The organism is Mycobacterium sp. SP-6446 (genome assembly GCF_001954045.1).
Classification (GTDB): domain Bacteria; phylum Actinomycetota; class Actinomycetes; order Mycobacteriales; family Mycobacteriaceae; genus Mycobacterium.
This window is the reverse complement of record NZ_MBEM01000029.1, coordinates 13,894-32,898: the sequence shown is the minus strand read 5'-3', so window position 1 is coordinate 32,898 and position 19,005 is coordinate 13,894. Positions and strand designations below refer to the sequence as shown.

At 68.0% G+C, this 19,005-nt stretch carries 19 protein-coding genes; 14 read left to right on the top strand and 5 right to left on the bottom strand.

From position 1 onward, the window contains the following. The first annotated feature begins 256 nt into the window (after positions 1 to 256). The 3 genes from A5736_RS02195 to A5736_RS02185 all read left to right on the top strand — a co-directional run bounded on the left by A5736_RS02195 (position 257) and on the right by A5736_RS02185 (position 3,281). Positions 257 to 1,105 (top strand): Bax inhibitor-1/YccA family protein, encoded by an 849-nt coding sequence (locus A5736_RS02195; RefSeq protein WP_076061815.1) that lies wholly within the window; start codon positions 257 to 259, stop codon positions 1,103 to 1,105. Between the two features lie 125 nt (positions 1,106 to 1,230). Beyond that, positions 1,231 to 2,391 carry an NAD(P)/FAD-dependent oxidoreductase gene (locus tag A5736_RS02190; RefSeq protein WP_076244305.1) on the top strand — a complete coding sequence of 387 codons (1,161 nt, stop codon included), beginning with the start codon at positions 1,231 to 1,233 and terminating at the stop codon, positions 2,389 to 2,391. Further along, positions 2,388 to 3,281 (top strand): RNA polymerase sigma-70 factor, encoded by an 894-nt coding sequence (locus A5736_RS02185; protein ID WP_139333081.1) that lies wholly within the window; start codon positions 2,388 to 2,390, stop codon positions 3,279 to 3,281. Before A5736_RS02190 ends, A5736_RS02185 begins: the two co-directional genes overlap by 4 nt. 72 nt (positions 3,282 to 3,353) lie before the next feature. Here the strand turns inward: A5736_RS02185 and A5736_RS02180 are convergent, their stop codons facing one another. Together A5736_RS02180 and A5736_RS02175 are read right to left on the bottom strand one after the other, a co-directional pair. Then, positions 3,354 to 4,571, bottom strand: a complete 1,218-nt coding sequence (locus tag A5736_RS02180) for an acetyl-CoA C-acetyltransferase (RefSeq protein ID WP_076127604.1) — start codon at positions 4,569 to 4,571, stop codon at positions 3,354 to 3,356. Positions 4,572 to 4,664: 93 nt separating this feature from the next. Beyond that, positions 4,665 to 5,609: an SGNH/GDSL hydrolase family protein gene (locus tag A5736_RS02175; RefSeq protein WP_139333082.1), complete on the bottom strand. Its 945-nt coding sequence runs from the start codon at positions 5,607 to 5,609 to the stop codon at positions 4,665 to 4,667. Positions 5,610 to 5,854: 245 nt separating this feature from the next. On the opposite strand from A5736_RS02175, the gene A5736_RS02170 reads away from it, so the two are divergent. The 4 genes from A5736_RS02170 (at position 5,855) to A5736_RS02155 (ending at position 10,351) form a co-directional block, all read left to right on the top strand. Then, positions 5,855 to 6,922: an alpha/beta hydrolase gene (locus A5736_RS02170; RefSeq protein WP_076127608.1), complete on the top strand. Its 1,068-nt coding sequence runs from the start codon at positions 5,855 to 5,857 to the stop codon at positions 6,920 to 6,922. Between the two features lie 63 nt (positions 6,923 to 6,985). Beyond that, positions 6,986 to 8,377 carry a cystathionine beta-synthase gene (locus tag A5736_RS02165; RefSeq protein WP_076244273.1) on the top strand — a complete coding sequence of 464 codons (1,392 nt, stop codon included), beginning with the start codon at positions 6,986 to 6,988 and terminating at the stop codon, positions 8,375 to 8,377. Positions 8,378 to 8,467: 90 nt separating this feature from the next. After that, positions 8,468 to 9,154, top strand: coding sequence for an RDD family protein (locus A5736_RS02160; protein WP_076127612.1), 687 nt, complete (start codon positions 8,468 to 8,470; stop codon positions 9,152 to 9,154). 30 nt (positions 9,155 to 9,184) lie between these two features. Beyond that, entirely contained in the window at positions 9,185 to 10,351 is a 1,167-nt protein-coding gene (locus A5736_RS02155; protein WP_076244271.1) for a cystathionine gamma-synthase, read from the top strand. Positions 10,352 to 10,459: 108 nt separating this feature from the next. Here A5736_RS02155 and greA read toward each other — a convergent pair whose 3' ends face one another. Together greA and A5736_RS02145 are read right to left on the bottom strand one after the other, a co-directional pair. Beyond that, positions 10,460 to 10,954, bottom strand: a complete 495-nt coding sequence (gene greA / locus A5736_RS02150; RefSeq protein ID WP_066915156.1) for a transcription elongation factor GreA — start codon at positions 10,952 to 10,954, stop codon at positions 10,460 to 10,462. 203 nt (positions 10,955 to 11,157) lie between these two features. Beyond that, the gene (locus A5736_RS02145) at positions 11,158 to 11,601 is read right to left on the bottom strand and encodes a DUF4307 domain-containing protein (protein WP_076127616.1); all 444 of its coding nucleotides are present in this window, start codon (positions 11,599 to 11,601) and stop codon (positions 11,158 to 11,160) included. A 114-nt stretch (positions 11,602 to 11,715) separates the two neighbouring features. On the opposite strand from A5736_RS02145, the gene mca reads away from it, so the two are divergent. The 4 genes from mca to A5736_RS02125 are packed head-to-tail and all read left to right on the top strand — an operon-like array spanning position 11,716 to position 15,266. Further along, a complete protein-coding gene (gene mca / locus A5736_RS02140; RefSeq protein ID WP_076244269.1) occupies positions 11,716 to 12,588 on the top strand; it encodes a mycothiol conjugate amidase Mca in 873 nt (290 codons plus the stop codon). Continuing rightward, positions 12,585 to 12,884, top strand: a complete 300-nt coding sequence (locus tag A5736_RS02135; protein WP_076127620.1) for a hypothetical protein — start codon at positions 12,585 to 12,587, stop codon at positions 12,882 to 12,884. The genes mca and A5736_RS02135 overlap by 4 nt, the downstream gene beginning before the upstream one ends. After that, positions 12,871 to 14,883, top strand: coding sequence for a thioredoxin domain-containing protein (locus A5736_RS02130; RefSeq protein WP_076244267.1), 2,013 nt, complete (start codon positions 12,871 to 12,873; stop codon positions 14,881 to 14,883). Before A5736_RS02135 ends, A5736_RS02130 begins: the two co-directional genes overlap by 14 nt. Positions 14,884 to 14,894: 11 nt before the next feature. Further along, complete coding sequence (locus A5736_RS02125; protein ID WP_076244265.1) at positions 14,895 to 15,266, top strand: nuclear transport factor 2 family protein; 372 nt, start codon at positions 14,895 to 14,897, stop codon at positions 15,264 to 15,266. Here A5736_RS02125 and A5736_RS02120 read toward each other — a convergent pair. Next, the gene (locus A5736_RS02120; RefSeq protein ID WP_076244263.1) at positions 15,263 to 16,000 is read right to left on the bottom strand and encodes a hemolysin III family protein; all 738 of its coding nucleotides are present in this window, start codon (positions 15,998 to 16,000) and stop codon (positions 15,263 to 15,265) included. The two genes, A5736_RS02125 and A5736_RS02120, sit on opposite strands and share 4 nt — an antisense overlap. Before the next feature lie 107 nt (positions 16,001 to 16,107). Here A5736_RS02120 and A5736_RS02115 point away from each other — a divergent pair, with 107 nt between their 5' ends. The 3 genes from A5736_RS02115 to A5736_RS02105 all read left to right on the top strand — a co-directional run bounded on the left by A5736_RS02115 (position 16,108) and on the right by A5736_RS02105 (position 18,988). Continuing rightward, positions 16,108 to 16,896: a (2Z,6E)-farnesyl diphosphate synthase gene (locus A5736_RS02115; RefSeq protein WP_076127628.1), complete on the top strand. Its 789-nt coding sequence runs from the start codon at positions 16,108 to 16,110 to the stop codon at positions 16,894 to 16,896. Positions 16,897 to 16,915: 19 nt separating this feature from the next. Then, positions 16,916 to 18,295 carry a hypothetical protein gene (locus A5736_RS02110; RefSeq protein WP_076244261.1) on the top strand — a complete coding sequence of 460 codons (1,380 nt, stop codon included), beginning with the start codon at positions 16,916 to 16,918 and terminating at the stop codon, positions 18,293 to 18,295. Between the two features lie 279 nt (positions 18,296 to 18,574). Continuing rightward, positions 18,575 to 18,988: a hypothetical protein gene (locus tag A5736_RS02105; RefSeq protein ID WP_076244259.1), complete on the top strand. Its 414-nt coding sequence runs from the start codon at positions 18,575 to 18,577 to the stop codon at positions 18,986 to 18,988. The last annotated feature ends 17 nt before the right edge of the window (positions 18,989 to 19,005 follow it).

Here is a 19,005-nt window from a genome sequence, read left to right as displayed (position 1 = left end):
CGCCTTAGCCTCCTAATCGCCGGAAAATCCGTACCCAGAATGCTGCCCGACAAGGCAGTCGGAGTCTCGACCAGCAATCTAGATCGTCACTACCGCCCCAGTACCCGCGGGTAAGGTTTATGTTTAACCGGACGAGAACGTCCGAGCCCGGAATTATCGACAAAACCCCAGCTCCGCTGGGAACCCGGGCGGGTCGCTGATCGTTGAGCAGGTGTTCGCACAGCTCCAAGCCACAGTCTTCAGAGAGGATCCGACAGTGCGGGAGACAAGTAACCCGGTATTTCGCTCGCTGCCCAAGCAGCGCGGCGGGTACGCGCAATTCGGCACTGGCGCGGCCCAGGTGCAGCAGGGGTACTACCAGGGTGACCCCTACACGGCGGCTCCCTACCAGGAGGCCAAGGTATCCCGTCCGGTCACGATCGATGACGTCGTCACCAAGACGGGCATCACGCTGGGCGTGCTGACGGTCGCTGCGATCGTCTCCTACTTCCTGGTGGCGTCCAATCTCGCGCTGGCGATGCCGCTCACCCTGATCGGCGCGCTTGGCGGCTTGGGGCTGGTGCTGGTCGCGACGTTCGGTCGCAAGCAGGACAGCCCGGCGATCGTGCTCAGCTACGCCGTCCTCGAGGGCCTGTTCCTCGGCGCGGTCTCGTTCGTCTTCGCGAACTTCACGGTGTCGTCCGCCAACGCCGGCGCCCTGATCGGGGAGGCCGTGCTCGGCACCTTCGGTGTGTTCTTCGGGATGCTCGTCGTCTACAAGACCGGCGCCATCCGGGTCACGCCCAAGTTCACCCGGATGCTGGTCGCCGCGATGTTCGGCGTGCTGGCCCTGATGCTCGGCAATTTCGTGCTGGCAATGTTCCACGTCGGCGGCGGCACGGGCCTGGGTCTGCGCAGCGGCGGAACGATCGCGATCATCTTCTCGCTGGTGTGCATCGGTATCGCGGCGTTCAGCTTCCTCATCGACTTCGACGCGGCCGACCAGATGATCCGCGCCGGGGCGCCGGAGAAGGCGGCTTGGGGCATCGCCCTGGGGCTGACCGTGACGCTGGTCTGGCTGTACCTCGAGATCCTGCGTCTGCTCAGTTATCTGCAGAACGATTAGCGCTTGACCCGAAAACCGGCACGCCGTTCGGCGTGCCGGTTTTTTGTCGCGCGTGATGTCACATCCACGACCGCTGGATGCGTCTGCTGGTTGTCAGCACCCATTCACTCGCGAAAGGCAGCATCATGAAGCACATCGTGATCATCGGCGCCGGCTATGCCGGCATGGCGGCCACCGCCCGCTTGGCGCGTCGGGTCAAGGGCCGCGACGACGTGCGCGTCACCCTGGTCAACCCGCAGGCTCGGTTCACCGAGCGGTTGCGCCTGCACCAGGCGGCTTCGGGCCAGCGGCTGGCCGAGCTTCAGATCCCGGACATGCTCGCCGGTACCGGCGTCGAGTTCGTCCAGGGCTGGGTCACCGGCCTCGACGCCGACGCGCGGACCGTCCGTCTCGACGACGAGCGCGTGATCGGCTACGACACCCTGGTGTATGCCCTTGGCAGCGTCGCCGACACCGAGGCAGTGCCCGGCGTCGACGAATTCGCCTACACCCTCAACAGCGCCCACGACGCCGGCTTGCTGGCCCAGGAGCTGGATCGGCTCGGCGCCGGGACCGTCGTGGTCGCCGGCGGTGGCCTGACGGGCATCGAATCGGCCGCCGAGATCGCCGAGCGGCACCCGGAACTCGACGTCGTCCTGCTGAGCCGGCAGACACCCGGATCGATGATGGGCCCCAAGGCGCGTGCCCGCCTGCACGCCGGGTTGGCGCGGTTGGGCGTGCGGATCCGTTCCGGTGTCGACATCGTCAAGGTGATGCCCGACGGAGTCGCCCTGGCCGACGGCGAGGTCGTGCCGGCCGGCGCGGTGCTGTGGGCCACGGGTGTGCGGGTGTCGCCGCTGGCGGCCGCCGCGGGCCTGCGCGTCGACGAGCGGGGCCGAATCATCACCGACGCGGCGCTGCGCTCGGTGTCCCACCGGGACGTGTACGTCGTTGGCGACGCCGCGGCGGTTCGGCAAGGATATGGCCTCGTGCACGGCACCTGCCAGAGCGGCATCCCGACCGGGGTGCACGCCGCGGCCAACATCGTCCGGGAACTGAAGGGCAAGCAGCCCAAGCGGTTCCGTTTCGGCTATGTCCACCAGCCGGTGAGCCTGGGACGCCACGACGGCGTCATCCAGTTCACCCATCCCGACGACAGCGCGTCGCGTTTCTATCTGGCCGGTCGGTGGGCGGTCGCCTACAAGGAGACGGTGAGCGCCAGTCCGTGGACGACCTACCGATTGCTCAAGCTGCTGCCGGCGCTGGGCGCCGTGACATGGCGGCGCGGTGGGGGCTTCACCCGATGAGCGCCGACGAGCACACGTTCGTCGAACATCGGAAACTGTTGTTCGCCATCGCCTATCGGATCCTGGGCTCGGCGGCAGACGCCGAGGACGTGGTTCAGGATGCCTGGCTGAAGTGGTCGGCGGCCGATCGGGGTCAGGTCGCCGACCCCAAAGCCTATCTGTCCCGCATCGTGTCGAATCTGTCGATGGAACGGCTGCGCTCGACTCGGCGCCAGCGGGAGACCTACGTGGGCCCGTGGCTTCCCGAGCCGATCCTCACGAGCGAAGACACGGCGGAGGACGTCGCGGCCGCCGAATCGGTGTCGATGGCGATGCTGGTCGTACTCGAGACGCTGAGCCCCCTGGAGCGTGCGGTGTTCGTCCTCAAGGAGGTGTTCGACTTCAGCTACGCCGAAATCGCTTCGGCCGTCGATCGTTCCGAGGCCGCGGTGCGCCAGGCGGGCCACCGCGCCCGCAATCACGTGCAGGCGCGCCGGCCCCGGTTCGAGGCCGACCGCGGCAAGAAGCGCGCGGTCACCGAACGCTTCTTCGCCGCGGCGACCGGCGGGGACATCAACGATCTCATGCAACTGCTCGCCCCCGATGTCACGCTGTGGACGGACGGCGGCGGAAAGGTGCGCCAGGCGCTGCGTCCGGTCGAGGGCATGGCCAAGGTCGCCGCGTGGCTCGCCGGCGTCACCAAGCGCCCCTACGAAGGCGTCGAGATCGCCGATATGACAGCCCAAGTCGTCGACATCAACGGGGGGCCGGGCATCGTTTTCTCCGCCTCGGGCCGCGTGATCGCAACCCTCACAGTCGAACTCGGCGCTGACGGGCGCATCGTCACCATCCACAACGTGGCCAACCCGGACAAGCTGCGCGCCGTCGCGGACGGGGTGCAGCGCGGCTGACGCCTTTGGTTGTGCACTCACGGCGCCCCGGGCGCACACTCGGCGCCCAGGACGCACACTCGACGGGCAGGGCTAGCTGAGCCGCTCGATCACCATCGCCATGCCCTGCCCGCCGCCGACACACATGGTCTCCAAACCAAGCGTCTTGTCGTGCGTCTGCAGGTTGTTCAGCAGCGTGGTGGCGATGCGCGCGCCGGTCATGCCGAACGGGTGGCCGAGTGCAATCGCCCCGCCCGACACGTTCAGCTTGTCCTCGTCCATGCCGAGCTCCCGCGCCGAGCCCAGCACCTGGACCGCGAACGCCTCGTTGATCTCGTACAGGTCGATGTCGCTGATCGACATGCCGGCCCGCTCCAGCGCCTTCTTGGACGCCTCGATCGGGCCCAGCCCCATGATCTCCGGCGACAGTCCGCTGACGCCGGTCGACACGATGCGGGCCAGTGGTGTCAGGCCCAGTTCCTTGGCCTTGGTGTCGCTGGTGATCACCAGCGCGGCGGCGCCGTCGTTGAGCGGACAGGCGTTGCCCGCCGTCACCGTGCCGTTGGGGCGAAACACCGGTTTGAGCTCGCTGACCTTCTCGTAGGTGGTGCCCGGACGCGGGCCGTCGTCGGTGCTGACGGTGCTGCCGTCGGGCAGCGTCACCGGGGTGATCTCGCGTTCGAAGAACCCGCTCTTGATGGCCTCCTCGGCCCGGTTCTGGCTGCGCACGCCCCAGTGGTCCTGGTCCTCGCGGCTGATGCCGGTCAAGATGGCGACGTTTTCAGCGGTCTGGCCCATCGCGATGTAGACGTCGGGCAGGTTGTCGTCGGCGCGGGGGTCGTGCCATTCGTCCGCGCCGCCGGCCGCGGCGGCGGTCCGCTCCTGGGCCTCGTCGAACAGCGGATTCTTGGTGTCCGGCCACGAGTCGGAGTTGCCCTTTCCGAACCGGGACACGGTCTCCACTCCCGCGGAGATGAACGCGTCACCCTCGCCCGCCTTGATCGCGTGGAAGGCCATCCGCGTCGTCTGCAGCGACGACGAGCAGTACCGGTTCACCGTGGTGCCCGGCAGGAAGTCGTAGCCCAGTTCGACGGCGACGACGCGCGCCATGTTGAAGCCGGACTCGCCGCCGGGCAGGCCGCAACCCAGGATGAGGTCGTCGATTTGGTGCGGGTTGAGGGCGGGCACCTTGTCGAGCGCGGCGCGGACCATCTGCGCCGCGAGGTCGTCGGGCCGCATGGAGACCAGCGACCCCTTCATGGCGCGGCCGATCGGCGAGCGGGCAGCGGAGACTATGACGGCTTCAGGCATGGCGGTTCTCTCCCATGGGACGCGGGCTAGCTAGGAACGGGTGGTACGTCCACCTCGACGGGTAGCACAAATCTAGTCGGTGCCGACCGGCCGCTACGACGACGGGGCGCGCGAACCCGGCACCGGCCGCTGCCAGAGCCGCGGCATGACGCTGCGTCGGGTGTGCGCGGTGTCGAGCACCTGCGCCGGGGCGGGGGCCGGTGCCTGCTCCGCCGGGCCGTCGACCTGCTCGGCCAGTTCATCGCAGAGCGTCGCCAACAGCGCCCTGGCCGCGAGCGCGTACGCGGCCGGCGAGGGATGGAAGCCGTCGGCGGAGAACATCACCTCGGGCGTGGCCCGGAACTGGGGCGCCAGCAGGTGCGCCAACGGCACCGGCACACCGCCGGCCGCCCGGACCGACGCGGCCTGGGCGCGGGCGAGCTGCGAAGTGCGCGCATGCGCAAGGGAGCGAAGCGGTTGGGGGATGGCGCTGATCACGCCCAGGTCCGGGCAGGTGCCCACGATGACGATCGCGCCGCGGGTGCGCAACTTGCGCACCGCCGTGCCCAGCCGTTGCGCGGACTGGCTGATCCCATTGAGCGCGGTGACGTCGTTGGCGCCGATCATCATCACGGCCGCGTCCGGTGGCGCGCCAGCCACGAACATCGCATCCACTTGGCCGCAAACGCCTTTCGAGGTGGCGCCGACGATTGCCTTGGTGCTCAACCTGATGCGCTTGCCGGTCTGCTCCGCGAGTCCGCGTGCGATCAGCACGCCCGGCACCTCTTCGGCGCTGATGCAGCCGTATCCGGTGGCCGTCGAATCCCCGAACATCATCAAGTGCAGATCGGCGGGCACCCCGCGCTGCCACCGCTCCACCGGCCCGCCGCCCGGGCTGTACACGCCGTCGGCGCGGGGCGGGATGTCCCACGCCTTCGGGATGACGGTGCGCGCGTGCGTCGCCTGGCCGACGAGCAGGTTGCGAGCGCCCAGGTAGGCCGTGCCTGTCGAGGCGAGTGCACCCGCTGTGGCCAGGGCGATCGTCGAACGACGCGGCACCCGGATGGTCACAAAATCAGTTTAGATCGGCTCGAGTGTTTGCGCTGGCGGCTTAAAAACAATGTGATCACGTTGTGAATCACATGTGGTATCAAATCAGACTCTTCAAATGTTGTACCCGGAAAAGCCTGTCAAGCTAAGTCCAGCGAGTTGGCTGAACGACTCGGCGAATAGAAGATGAACCGGACGCTTAGCCGCCTCGTCACATGCTGTATCGGACTACAACGGCGTAGGAAGTGTTGAGCATGACCGCACCGAGCAAGGTCTCCGGTTCCGCCCCGAGAGCCATTTGCACCCACGACGTCCTCAGGGCACGTAGAGTTGAATCACGCAAATTCGCGATCAGCGATGGGGCGCCGGTCGAGGTCCTCGAATCGGGGCCGAGCGTTGCTGCGAGGCTTGCCAATCTCGCGTCACGGCTGACGATCCGGCCGATCCTGGCCGCTGGGAGCCACGCACCCAACGCACCCTGGCCCTGGGGCCTCATCGACCTTCTATCTCGGGTCGTGCTTCCAGTGACCGCCACGGTGCGACAGGACGTGAACTTGCCAAACGCGTCGGCACAGTTGGTCCGTGCCCCCGGGGTGCTGCCGGCGGACGGCACCCGTCGGATGGTTCTCTACTTCCATGGCGGAGCGTTCTTGACATGTGGAGCAAACTCACACGGCCGGCTCGTCGAAGCGCTCTCGAAGTTTGCTGACTCACCGGTCCTGGTGGTCAACTACCGGCTCCTGCCCAAGCATTCAGTGGGAATGGCGCTGGCCGATTGCTACGACGCCTACCAATGGGTGCGCCGGCGCGGCTACGACGCCGACCGCGTCGTGCTGGCCGGCGACTCGGCCGGCGGGTATCTCGCGCTCGCCCTCGCGCAACGTCTACAGGAGGAGGGCGAAGAGCCGGCGGCGCTGGTCGCGATCTCGCCACTGCTGCAGCTAGCAAAGGAATGCAAGCAGGCGCATCCCAACATCAAGACCGATGCGATGTTCCCCGCCACCGCCTTCGACGCGCTCGTTGCTTTGGTTGCTAGCGCCGCCGAAAAGAACATCGTCGACGGCAAACCCGAAGAGATCTACGAGCCGCTGGAGCACATCAAACCCGGACTGCCGCGGACGCTGATCCACGTCTCCGGATCCGAGGTGCTGCTGCATGACGCCCAGTTGGCCGCGAGCCGGCTGGCGGCGGTCGGCGTGCCCGCCGAGGTCCGGGTGTGGCCAGGCCAGATTCACGATTTCCAGCTCGCCGCGCCGATGGTGCCCGAAGCAATCCGTTCGCTGCGCCAAATCGGCGAGTACATCCGCGAAGCTACCGATTAGCGCGCCGCCGCGGCCGACCGCCGCGGGTATGCGCGGCCCGAAACGGCCTGAGACGATGAACGCATGCGAATCGCGCAGCACATCAGTGAGCTCATCGGTGGCACCCCACTGGTTCGCCTGAACTCCGTCATCCCCGCGGGCGCCGGCACCGTCGTGGCAAAGGTCGAATACCTCAACCCCGGGGCCAGCTCCAAGGACCGGATCGCGGTGAAGATGATCGACGCCGCGGAGGCAGCTGGGCTGCTGAAGCCGGGCGGCACTATCGTCGAACCGACCTCGGGCAATACCGGTGTCGGTCTCGCCTTGGTCGCCCAACACCGCGGCTACAAGTGCGTGTTCGTCTGCCCGGACAAGGTCAGCGAGGACAAGCGCAAGGTGTTGCTTGCCTACGGCGCCGAGGTGGTGGTGTGCCCGACGGCGGTGCCGCCCGACCATCCGGACAGCTACTACAGCGTTTCCGACCGGCTGGTTCGGGAGATCGACGGCGCCTGGAAGCCCGACCAGTACGCCAATCCCGAGGGCCCGGCCAGCCACTACGAGACCACCGGCCCGGAGATCTGGGCCGACACCGACGGCAAGGTCACCCACTTCGTCGCTGGCATCGGCACCGGCGGAACCATCACCGGCGCCGGGCGCTACCTCAAGGAGGTGTCCGGTGGCGCGGTGCGCATCGTCGGCGCCGACCCCGAGGGCTCGGTGTATTCGGGCGGCACCGGCCGGCCCTACCTCGTCGAAGGCGTCGGTGAGGATTTCTGGCCGGCGGCCTACGACCCGACCGTGCCCGATCAGATCATCGCGGTGTCCGACTCCGATTCGTTCAACATGACCCGGCGGCTGGCCCGCGAGGAAGCGATGCTGGTCGGCGGCTCGTGCGGGATGGCCGTGGTGGCCGCGGTGAAGGTGGCAGAGGAGGCCGGGCCCGATGCGCTCGTCGTCGTTTTGCTGCCCGACGGCGGGCGAGGCTACATGTCGAAGATCTTCAACGACGCGTGGATGTCGTCGTACGGGTTCCTGCGCAGCCGCCTCGACGGCTCGACCGAGCAGCCGACGGTCGGCGACGTGTTGCGCGGGAAGTCCGGCGCGCTACCGGATTTGGTGCACACCCATCCGTCGGAGACGGTGCGCGACGCCATCGGCATTCTGCGTGAGTACGGCGTCTCGCAGATGCCGGTCGTCGGGGCCGAGCCGCCGGTGATGGCCGGCGAGGTCGCCGGCAGCGTCTCCGAACGCGAACTACTTTCGGCCGTTTTCGAGGGACGCGCCAAATTGGCCGACGCCGTCGCCGAACATATGAGTCCGCCGCTGCGGATGATCGGCGCCGGCGAGTTGGTCACCGCGGCCGGCAAGGCGCTGCGCGAGTGGGACGCGCTGATGGTGGTGGAGCAAGGCAAGCCGGTGGGAGTGATCACGCGGTACGACTTGTTGGGGTTCCTCTCGGAGCCGCGGCGGCCCTAGCGCGGCGTCCCCAAAGGTCTCGCCTGGCCAGTGGGTGCTCAGGTACTGTGATTCGGCCTAGTTCAGCTCATCCGAAGTGGAAGGGTTGCCATGACCGATCAACCGCCGCCCGGCGAATCTCAGCTCCCCGCTCCACCTCCGCCCGGCCAGGGTGAGCATGAGCCCGCGCCTTCGGCGCCCGGCGCCGCCTACCCGCCACCGCCCCCGCCACCGGGCGGCGGTTCGTACCCGCCGCCACCGCCGCCGTCCGGCGCTGTTGCGCCGCCACCACCGGGACCCGTCATCCGGACGCTGCCGACGGAGGCCTACACGCCGTGGCTCACCCGGGTGTTGGCCTTCATCATCGATGTCATCCCGTACGCGGTGGTGGTCGGCATCGGCACGGTGATCATGATCGCCACGCAGCAGACGTCCTGCGTCACCGATATCACGCAGTACGACGTCAACCAGTACTGCGCCAGCCAGCCCTCGATGATCGGTCAACTCGTGCAGTGGTTGGCGCACCTGGCCGGCCTCGCCTACCTGTTGTGGAACTACGGCTACCGCCAGGGCACCACGGGGTCGAGCCTCGGTAAATCGGTGATGAAGGTCAAGGTGGTCAGCGAGGTCACCGGCCAGCCCCTCGGTTTCGGGCTGTCCATCGTGCGCCAACTTGCGCACTTCGTCGACGCGATCATTTGCTACATCGGTTTCCTGTTCCCGCTGTGGGACGCCAAGCGACAGACTCTGGCCGACAAGATCATGACGACGGTCGTCCTGCCGATCGAAGAGGGCTAGCAATGGCCGGGCTGGCTAGGCTGATCGTCGATGAGCGGAGACGGTAAGCGACACCAGGAAATCACCGGCCTAGCCACCAAAGCCATCCATGCCGGCTACCGCCCCGATCCCGCGACCGGGGCGGTGAACACCCCGATCTATGCCAGCAGCACGTTCGCCCAAGACGGCGTCGGGGGCCTGCGTGGCGGATTCGAATACGCCCGCACCGGCAACCCGACCAGATCGGCGCTCGAAGCCTCGCTGGCGGCCGTCGAAGAGGGCACGTTCGCAAGGGCATTCAGTTCTGGGATGGCCGCCACCGATTGCGCGCTGCGGGCGATGCTGCGGCCCGGCGATCACGTCGTCATCCCGAATGACGCCTACGGCGGCACCTTCCGGCTGATCGACAAGGTCTTCACACCCTGGAACGTCGGGTATACACCGGTGGCGCTGTCCGACCTGGACGCCGTGCGCGACGCGATCACGCCGACGACGCGGCTGGTTTGGGTGGAGACACCGACCAACCCGCTGCTGTCCATCGCCGACATCGCGGCCCTTGCCGACCTCGGCCGACAGCACTCGGCAAAGGTGTTGGTGGACAACACATTTGCCTCACCCGCGCTGCAGCAGCCGCTGACGCTGGGCGCCGATGTGGTGCTGCATTCGACCACCAAATACATCGGCGGTCACTCCGACGTGGTGGGCGGCGCATTGATCACCAACGACGAAGAGCTCGACGACGCCTTCGGTTTCCTGCAGAACGGGGCCGGGGCGGTGCCCGGTCCGTTCGACGCGTACCTGACGATGCGCGGGCTGAAGACGCTGGTGCTGCGGATGCAGCGGCACAGCGAAAACGCTTTGGCCGTAGCGGAATTCCTCGCCGGGCATCCCGCGGTGAGCGCGGTGCTGTATCCGGGTCTGCCCGGTCACCCCGGGCACGAGATCGCCGCGAAGCAGATGCGCGGCTTCGGTGGCATGGTTTCCGTGCGCATGCGGGCCGGCAGGGCCGCCGCCGAGCAGCTGTGCGCCGGCACCAAGGTGTTCATCCTGGCCGAATCGCTGGGCGGGGTGGAGTCGCTGATCGAGCACCCCAGCGCGATGACCCACGCGTCGACGGCCGGCTCGCAGTTGGAAGTGCCCGACGACCTGGTGCGGCTTTCGGTGGGAATCGAGGACGTCGCCGACCTGCTGGCCGACCTCGAGCAGGCGCTGGGCTAACGACTAACGACGCCGAGTGTGAATCTCGCGACGCGACACGCCGCCGACCCGTCGCACGATTCACGCTTGACGCGGCGGGCGAAAGGCCGACCTCGAGCAGGCGCTCGGTTAGGAGTGGTAGGGCTCCGCGCTGACCAGCGTGACCTCGACGGTGTTGCCGTTGGGCACGGTGTAGCTGCGGGTCTCGCCGACTTTGGCGTCGATCAGGGCGCCGCCCAGCGGTGAGTTCGGCGAATACACCTCGAGCTTGCCCTCGTTGACGCCCTCCTGACGGGTGGCGATCAGGAACGTCTCGCTGTCGGACTTGTCGCCGTTGTAGTAGACCTTGACCACCGAGCCGGGCAGCGCCACACCGGACTGCTTGGGCGCCTCCCCGACCTTGGCGTTGTTGAGCAGGTCCTGCAGCTGGCGAATGCGCGCCTCTTGCTGGCCCTGCTCCTCGCGGGCGGCGTGGTATCCGCCGTTCTCCCGGAGGTCGCCCTCCTCGCGACGGTCGTTGATTTCCGCGGCGATGACGGGGCGATTCGCGATCAACTGATCGAGCTCGGCCTTGAGCCGGTCATGTGATTCCTGGGTCAGCCAGGTGACCTGAGTATCGGTCATCTCGTCGCGCTCCTCGTCTTTCCGGTCCGCATATCCGCGTAAGCTTCTGATCCCCGCTGTCGGGGTATTGGGGTCCCACCCCCGGTGCTACCGCGCCGTTCTGCTCACGGCCTTTAAGCAGCAATACACGGTCCCAGCAGGAACCGTGCATTCATCCATGTTACCACTGCGGAAACAGCTGATGACGACATATTCGCAGTTCTTTATCGTTTGTCGGGCGGGCGCAAATAGCCCGGCACGTCGGTGCCGCACCCGTAAATGTCCGCCATGGCCGGGGGCTGGGAGGACTTCACCGTCGTCGTCACCTGCACCGTGGTCTCGGTAGCCGGCGGAACCAGCACCTCGCGCCTGCCGGTCTCGCTGCCGTCCTTGGCGCGAACCCGCACGATGCAGTCCACCGGCCGCGACGGGTCGGATCGCGTCACGCTGATCGTCACCGACGCCGTCTCGTCATCGATCACCGAATAGCCGCCCAGCGACCCGGTGACGTCGCTGGTGCCAAGCCGTAGGTAGCCGACGACGGCGACCACGAGGCCGACCGCGACCGCCAGCAGGGCCGCCGCGATGACCACGCGGCGGCCCGAGACCCCCGACCGCCGCGAACGCCCGTAGCGGGCCTCCGGACGAGCGATGGGGGTTTCGGTCATGGGTGGGTATGCCTGGGCTGAGCGACTGCCGGACCTCGGCCGAGGGAATACAGCGATCGGCAACTGGAATTATAGGGTCGAAACCGGGCGTCCAGCAGACCGACAAGGGGGCATGTGAGCGAACTGCGGTTGATGGCTGTGCACGCCCACCCCGACGACGAATCCAGCAAGGGTGCGGCGACCCTTGCCCGGTACGCCGACGAAGGCCATCGGGTGCTTGTGGTGACGCTGACCGGCGGCGAGCGCGGCGACATCCTCAATCCGGCGATGGACCTGCCCGACGTGCACGGGCACATGGCCGAAATCCGCCGCGACGAGATGGCCAAGGCCGCCGAGATTCTCGGCGTGGAACACACCTGGCTCGGTTTCGTCGACTCCGGCCTGCCCAAGGGCGACCCGCCACCACCGCTACCCGAGGACTGCTTCGCGCTGGTCCCGTTGGAGGTGTCCACCGAGGCGCTGGTGCGTGTCATCCGCGAGTTCCGGCCGCACGTGATGACCACCTATGACGAAAACGGCGGCTACCCGCATCCGGATCACATTGCCTGCCACAATGTTTCGGTCGCCGCCTACGAGGCGGCCGGCGACCGTACCCGCTTCGCGGGCGCCGGCGAGCCGTGGAACGTGTCCAAGCTGTACTACGTGCACGGGTTCTTGCGCCAGCGGATGCAGCTGCTGCAGGACGAGTTCGCCAAGCGTGGCGAAGAGGGCCCGTTCGGTAAGTGGCTGCAGCACTGGAAACCCGAGCACGATCCTTTCGAGTCGCGGGTGACCACGCGGGTGGAGTGCTCGAAATATTTCAGCCAGCGCGACGATGCGCTGCGCGCCCACGCCACCCAGATCGACCCGAACGCCGAATTCTTCGCGGCACCGATCTCATGGCAGCAGCGGCTCTGGCCGACCGAGGAATTCGAGTTGGCCCGCTCGCGAGTGCCCGCCCAGCTGCCCGAGGATGACCTGTTCGCCGGGATCGAGAACGACTCGTGAGCAGCCTTCTGCTCACGGTGATCGCTGACGGATCGCCCGGCAACCACGGCCCGGATTTCGGCAAGGCGAGCCCGTTGGGGTTGCTGGTCGTCGTGCTGCTGCTGATCGCCACGTTGTTGCTGCTGCGGTCGATGAACCGGCAGCTGAAGAAGGTCCCCAAGACGTTCGACCCCGAGCACCCCGAGCCCGATCAGGCCGCCGACGAGGGCACCGACACCGTCGACGAGGCGCCGGAGCGACGCCCCGGGCGGCCCGACGGATCGGCACCGCCAGGTTCCGGCGATGAGCCCGGCTGAGGGCGCCGGGACCAACACACTCGGGCTGGCCACCAGCCCGTATCTACGTCAGCACGCCGAAAACCCGGTGCATTGGCAGCAGTGGACGCCGCAGGCGCTGGCGGAGGCCGCCGCGCGCGATGTGCCGATCCTGCTGTCCATCGGCTACGCCGCGTGCCATTGGTGCCACGTCATGGCGCACGAGTCGTTCGAGGACGACGAGGTGGCCGCCGCGATGAACGCGGGATTCGTCTGCATCAAAGTGGACCGCGAGGAACGGCCGGACATCGACGCGGTCTACATGAACGCCACCGTCGCACTTACCGGGCAGGGCGGTTGGCCGATGACGTGTTTCCTCACGCCGGACGGACGCCCCTTCTTCTGCGGCACGTACTACCCGAAAGACAGCTTCCTGCAACTCCTTTCGGCCGTATCCGAAACGTGGCGAACCCGCCGCGGTGAGGTCGACGAGGCGTCCGAACACATCGCCGGCGAGTTGCGCAAAATGTCGTCCGGGCTGCCCGGCGGCGGCCCGGATGTGGCACCCGCCCTGTGCGACCAGGCCGTCGCGACGGTGCTGGGCGAGCAGGACACCGTGCACGGCGGATTCGGTGGCGCCCCGAAGTTCCCGCCGTCGGCGATCCTCGAGGCGCTGCTGCGCCACTACGAGCGCACCGGCTCGTCGGCGGTGCTGCAGGCGGTTACGCGCACCGGCAACGCGATGGCCCGCGGCGGCATCTACGACCAGCTGGGCGGCGGCTTCGCCCGGTACAGCGTCGACAACGCTTGGGTGGTACCGCATTTCGAGAAGATGCTCTACGACAACGCGCTGCTGCTGCGCTGCTATGCGCACTGGGCCCGGCGGACCGGGGATCCGCTGGCGCGCCGGGTCGCCGCCCAGACGGCGGGGTTTCTGCTCGACGAACTCGCCGACGGCGCCATGTTCACCTCGTCGCTGGACGCCGACGCCGACGGGCGCGAGGGCTTGACCTATGTGTGGACGCCGGGCCAGCTGACCGAGGTGCTCGGCGTCGACGACGGGCGTTGGGCCGCAGAGATTTTCGCGGTCACCGAGCCCGGAACGTTCGAACACGGGACGTCGGTGCTGCAGTGCCCCGCCGATGCCGACGATCCCCAGCGGCTCGACCGCGTCCGGGCCGCGCTGCTGGCAGCCCGGCGCACGCGCCCCCAGCCCGGGCGCGACGACAAGGTCGTCACGTCGTGGAACGGGCTGGCGATCGCCGCGCTGGCCGAGGCCAGCGTGGCCCTGGACGAACCCGAATTCGCAAGCGCCGCACGGGATTGCGCGACTGCGCTGCTGGACTTACACGTCGTCGACGGCCGGCTGCGGCGCGCCAGCCTCGGCGGGGTGGTCGGCGACAGCGCCGCCATCCTGGAGGACCACGCGATGCTGGCCAGCGGACTGCTCGCGCTGTATCAACTGACCGCCGACGACGCCTGGCTGGGCAGGGCGACCGAGCTACTCGACATCGCGCTGGCGCACTTCGCCGACCCGCAGCGGCCCGGCCGCTGGTTCGACACGGCCGACGACGCCGAGCAACTGATGCTGCGGCCCGCTGACCCGCTGGACGGCGCGACGCCGTCGGGAGCTTCGACCGTCGCCGATGCGCTGCTGGCCGCGGCCCACCTGGTCGACGGCGACCGGGCGCAGCGGTATCTGCAAGCGGCGTCCGATGCGCTCAGCGCGCACTCCGTGCTGCTGGCGCGCGCGCCGCGGTCGGCCGGACATTGGCTGGCCGTCGCCGAAGCCGCGGTTCGTGGCCCGCTACAAATCGCGGTCGCCTGCGATCCGTCGGGCTCGGCGCTGCTTGCCGACGCGCGCCGACTGGCACCCGGCGGAGCGATCGTCGTCGGCGGCGAAAAGGACTCGTCGGTGCTGCTCGCCGGGCGGGACCGGGTGGCCGGCGCCGACGCGGCATACGTGTGCCGGGGACGCGTCTGCGATCTGCCGGTCACCACTGCCGAACACCTCGCGGAGGCGTTGGCCACGCCACGGTAGCGTGACCGTTTATGCCGAGCGCCGAACACATCACCGAAACGGTCAACCGCTACATCGAACTGATGGCCAAGGGCAGCGCCGACGACGTCGTCGAGTTGTACGCCGACGATGCCACCGTCGAGGACCCGGTCGGCGGCGAGGTCCACATCGGTCGCCAGGCGATCCACGGCTTCTACTCGGCGGTCAACGATCTGCAGCGGGAGTGCGAACTGGTCTCGTTGCGCGTCGCGGGCAAAGAGGCGGCTTTTCAGTTCCGGCTGACCGTGGCCGCGGGCGAGCACCGGATGCTGATCGAGCCGATCGACGTCATGGTGTTCGACGAGCAGGGCAAGGTCGCCGCGATGAAGGCCTACTGGTCGGCGGACAACGTCACCCAGCTCTAAAAGACCACGAACCACATCGCGATGTAGTGGCAGATCGCCGCCACCGCGGTGCAGGCGTGGAAGAACTCGTGGTAACCGAACGTGTTCGGCCACGGGTCGGGCCAGCGCAGCGCGTAAAGAATGCCGCCGATGCTGTACAGGGCGCCGCCGACGAACAGCAACACCATCGCAGTCACCCCGGCGTTGTGCAGGATCGTGCCGGTGTACCAGACCGCGACCCAGCCCAGCAGCAGATACAGCGGCACCCCCACCCAGCGCGGCGCCGACGGCCAGCACATCTTCAGCAGAATCCCGGCCAGCGCGCCGCCCCACACGATGGACAACACCGCTCGCCCCGCGGCGGGCGGCATGGCCAGCAGCGCGAACGGGGTGTAGCTGCCGGCGATGAACACGAAGATCATCGAATGATCGGCCCGCTTCATCCATTTGCGCGCGGTCTCGGACCGCCAGTTGACGCGGTGGTAGGTCGCGCTGACCGTGAACATCACGATGGTGGCCGCGGTGTAGACGAATGTCGCCAGCCCGGCCTTGGTTGATCCGACCGCCCACGACACCGCGATCAGCGAGGCACCCGCGGCCACGGCGGCCCCGGCGGAGTAGACGTGGATCCAGCCGCGGAAGCGGGGCTTGGTCAGAACCCGCGCGACGCCGTCGACGAGATGCTGCGCGGCATTGGCCGCGGGGCCTTGCGATTCGGACTCCGGGTGGGTGACCGTGGTTATCTGGCCGCTCATACCGCTAAACATTAGCGGCCGTCGGCGCAGTCGCTGGTCAGACGTGCGGTGAGATTGCCGGAACTGCGGACGGGAAATTGGCGCAGCTCACAGTAGGGTGAATCTTCGTGGAGGTCATCCCGCCGCGGCTCAAAGAGCCCCTGTACCGCATTTACGAGCTGCGGCTACGGCAGGGTCTGGCCGCGTCGAAGTCCGAATTGCCCCGGCACATCGCGGTGCTGTGCGACGGAAATCGCCGATGGGCGCGCGATGCCGGCTACGACGACGTCAGCTACGGCTACCGCATGGGCGCCGCGAAGATCGCCGAGATGCTGCGCTGGTGCCAGGCCGCGGGTATCGAGATGACCACCGTCTACCTGTTGTCCACCGAAAACCTGCAGCGCGACCCCGACGAGCTGGCCGCGCTCATCGAGATCATCACCGACGTCGTCGAGGAGATCTGTGCGCCCGCCAATCGGTGGAGCGTGCGCACCGTGGGGGATTTGGAACTGCTCGGCGACGAACCCGCCCGGCGGCTTCGCGGCGCGGTGGAGTCCACGCCGGCGGTCGCGCCGTTTCACGTCAACGTTGCCGTCGGCTACGGCGGGCGCCGGGAGATCGTCGACGCCGTGCGGGCGCTGTTGAGCAAGGAGCTCGCCAACGGGGCCAGCGCGGAGGAACTCGTCGACGCGGTGACCGTCGACGCCATCTCCGAAAACCTTTACACCTCTGGGCAACCCGACCCCGACCTGGTCATCCGCACATCGGGGGAGCAGCGACTGTCCGGCTTTCTGTTATGGCAGAGCGCGTACTCCGAGATGTGGTTCTGCGAAGCGCACTGGCCCGCGTTCCGCCATGTGGATTTCCTGCGCGCGCTGCGTGACTACAGCCAGCGCCATCGCCGCTACGGGAAATAACCCGTGACAAACTAGAGGCATGGCTGCGCTGTCGGCGGTGGTGTTCACGCTGAGCGGGTGGCTGGGGTTGTACCTGCTGGCCCGCGATCCGCGTAAGCCGGTGCTCGCGTTGGCGGCGATCGGACTGTGCGGTTTCGCGCTGGTGGTGGCGCTGGACGCGGTGCGCACCGTCGGCGTTGCGCGCAGCGGATTGCTCAGCCAGATCGAGATCTACCTGGCCGCCGTCCCCAGCGTGGCCTGGTTCGCGGTCCTCGTTGAGCTGTCGCGGCCGTCCGATGGCTGGCGGGCGCGCACCTGGGAGCTGTTGCTCGTCGGCGGTGTCGCCGCGCTCACCCTGTTCGGCGCGGCCATGGCCGGCAGCGTCGATGGCCCGCTGCGGCCCGGGCATGTGCTGATGATGGCGGTCATCTCGATATCCACCCTGGGAGCGATGGTGGCCGCCGTGCGGCGTCCCAAGCAGCCGGTGCCGGTGGCCGGCATCGTCGTCGTCGCGACCCTGTTCTTCGCGCTGGCCAACGCCATCCTGATCATTCCGCTGGGCCTGGTGCCCAGCTGGCTGGCCCTGGCGTCCACGGGCTTCGATGTGCTGACACTCGGCGTGGCGGTCGCACTGTGGGATGCGTTCGACGAGGGCCAGGCGCTGCGCGCGGACATGCTGCGCTCGTTTGTCGGCTGTTCGGCGGTTGCCGTCCTGTTCGGCGGCCAGGCGCTGATCGGCTTGGCCGTCATCCGGCATGAGACCACCGCGCAGACGGTGCTGACCGTGCTGCTGTTCACCACCCTGGCGATCGCGATCACGGTGCAGGTCCTGGCCGATCCGCTGGCCGGGGTGCTGGACTGGCTGGCGTTCTCGAAATCGCCCACGCTGCGCGCTGATCGGGCCGCTCTGCGGCACACCGGGGCGGCGCTGCCGCTGCGCTCGGCCGATCCCCTCAGGGCCCTGCACGGCGTCGACGACGACACGTTCGCCCGGCTCACCCGCCGGGCGCTGGGCCACTACGCCGACCTGACCAAGTTGGTCGCGAGCCCGCTGACGGCGCTGCCGGTCATCGACGAGCGGCTGGCCGCGCGCGGCGCGCCCGACCACCCGGTGGAGCGTGCCAACGAACTCAAGGCCGTCCTCGCCGACGGCATCGCGCGGCTCAAGCCCCGCGACGGGGGCGATTTCGGCACCACCGAGGAGTGGCGCTACTACAACTCGCTGTACTTCCCCTACGTCGTCGGGGTGCGCGCATACGCGCAGAACGCCACGGCCGCGGGCCTGGATCCGACCGCCAGGCAGGCCTGGCAATGGTTCGTGACCGAGGTCCCGCAGCGCTCGCTGCACAACTGGCAGAACGCCGCGGCCCGGCTCATCGCGGCGGATCTGCGCGGGCGCGTCCCCGTCGCCAGCGAATAGGCATCGGCGAGTCGCCGCCCTCGAGATATAACCCATTGCGAGCGTCGTCGGCGTGTCTTCGCCACTGGTTATGTGTCGCGGTCGCGGGGCAGCCCGATCACGCCGCCAACCCCACGGTTTGAGACACGTGTGGAATTTGGCGCGGCCGAGCGGGAATAGCCCGATGAACTACCTGGTCATAGAACTCGTGGCAGTGATTGGCAGTGCCACGCGTCGATATGGCAGTGCGTGGGCGGCACGCTCAAACCTGTTCGACTATCGCCATCGCGAGGAGTAATCATGACCGCTGTATCTGGTATTCCAACCAGGCCCCTCTACGATTCGACCGACTCGCTGCTGCGTTTCGCCATGCGTGCCGATGCCACGTTGACGGGATTGTGCGGTCTGGCGGTCGCCGTCGTCGCCGACCCACTTTCGTCGCTGACCGGCCTGACGTCCCTTCAGGAATACGCCCTGGGCGCGTTCTTCGTGCTCTATGGCCTGGCGGTGTTCGGCCTGGCGGCGGTGCAGGACTTGCGTCGGGTTGGGATCGGCGTGGTCGTCGCCAACATCGTTTACACCCTGGCCGCGATCGTGGCCGCCGGCGTTGTGCCGATGACCGCATTCGGGGTCGCCGCGACGCTGGCCACCGGTGTCTACACGGCGGGCTTCGCCGCGCTGCAATACCTGGGAGTGCGGCGCCTCGCGGCTTAGCCTCCCCTCCCGCCGGT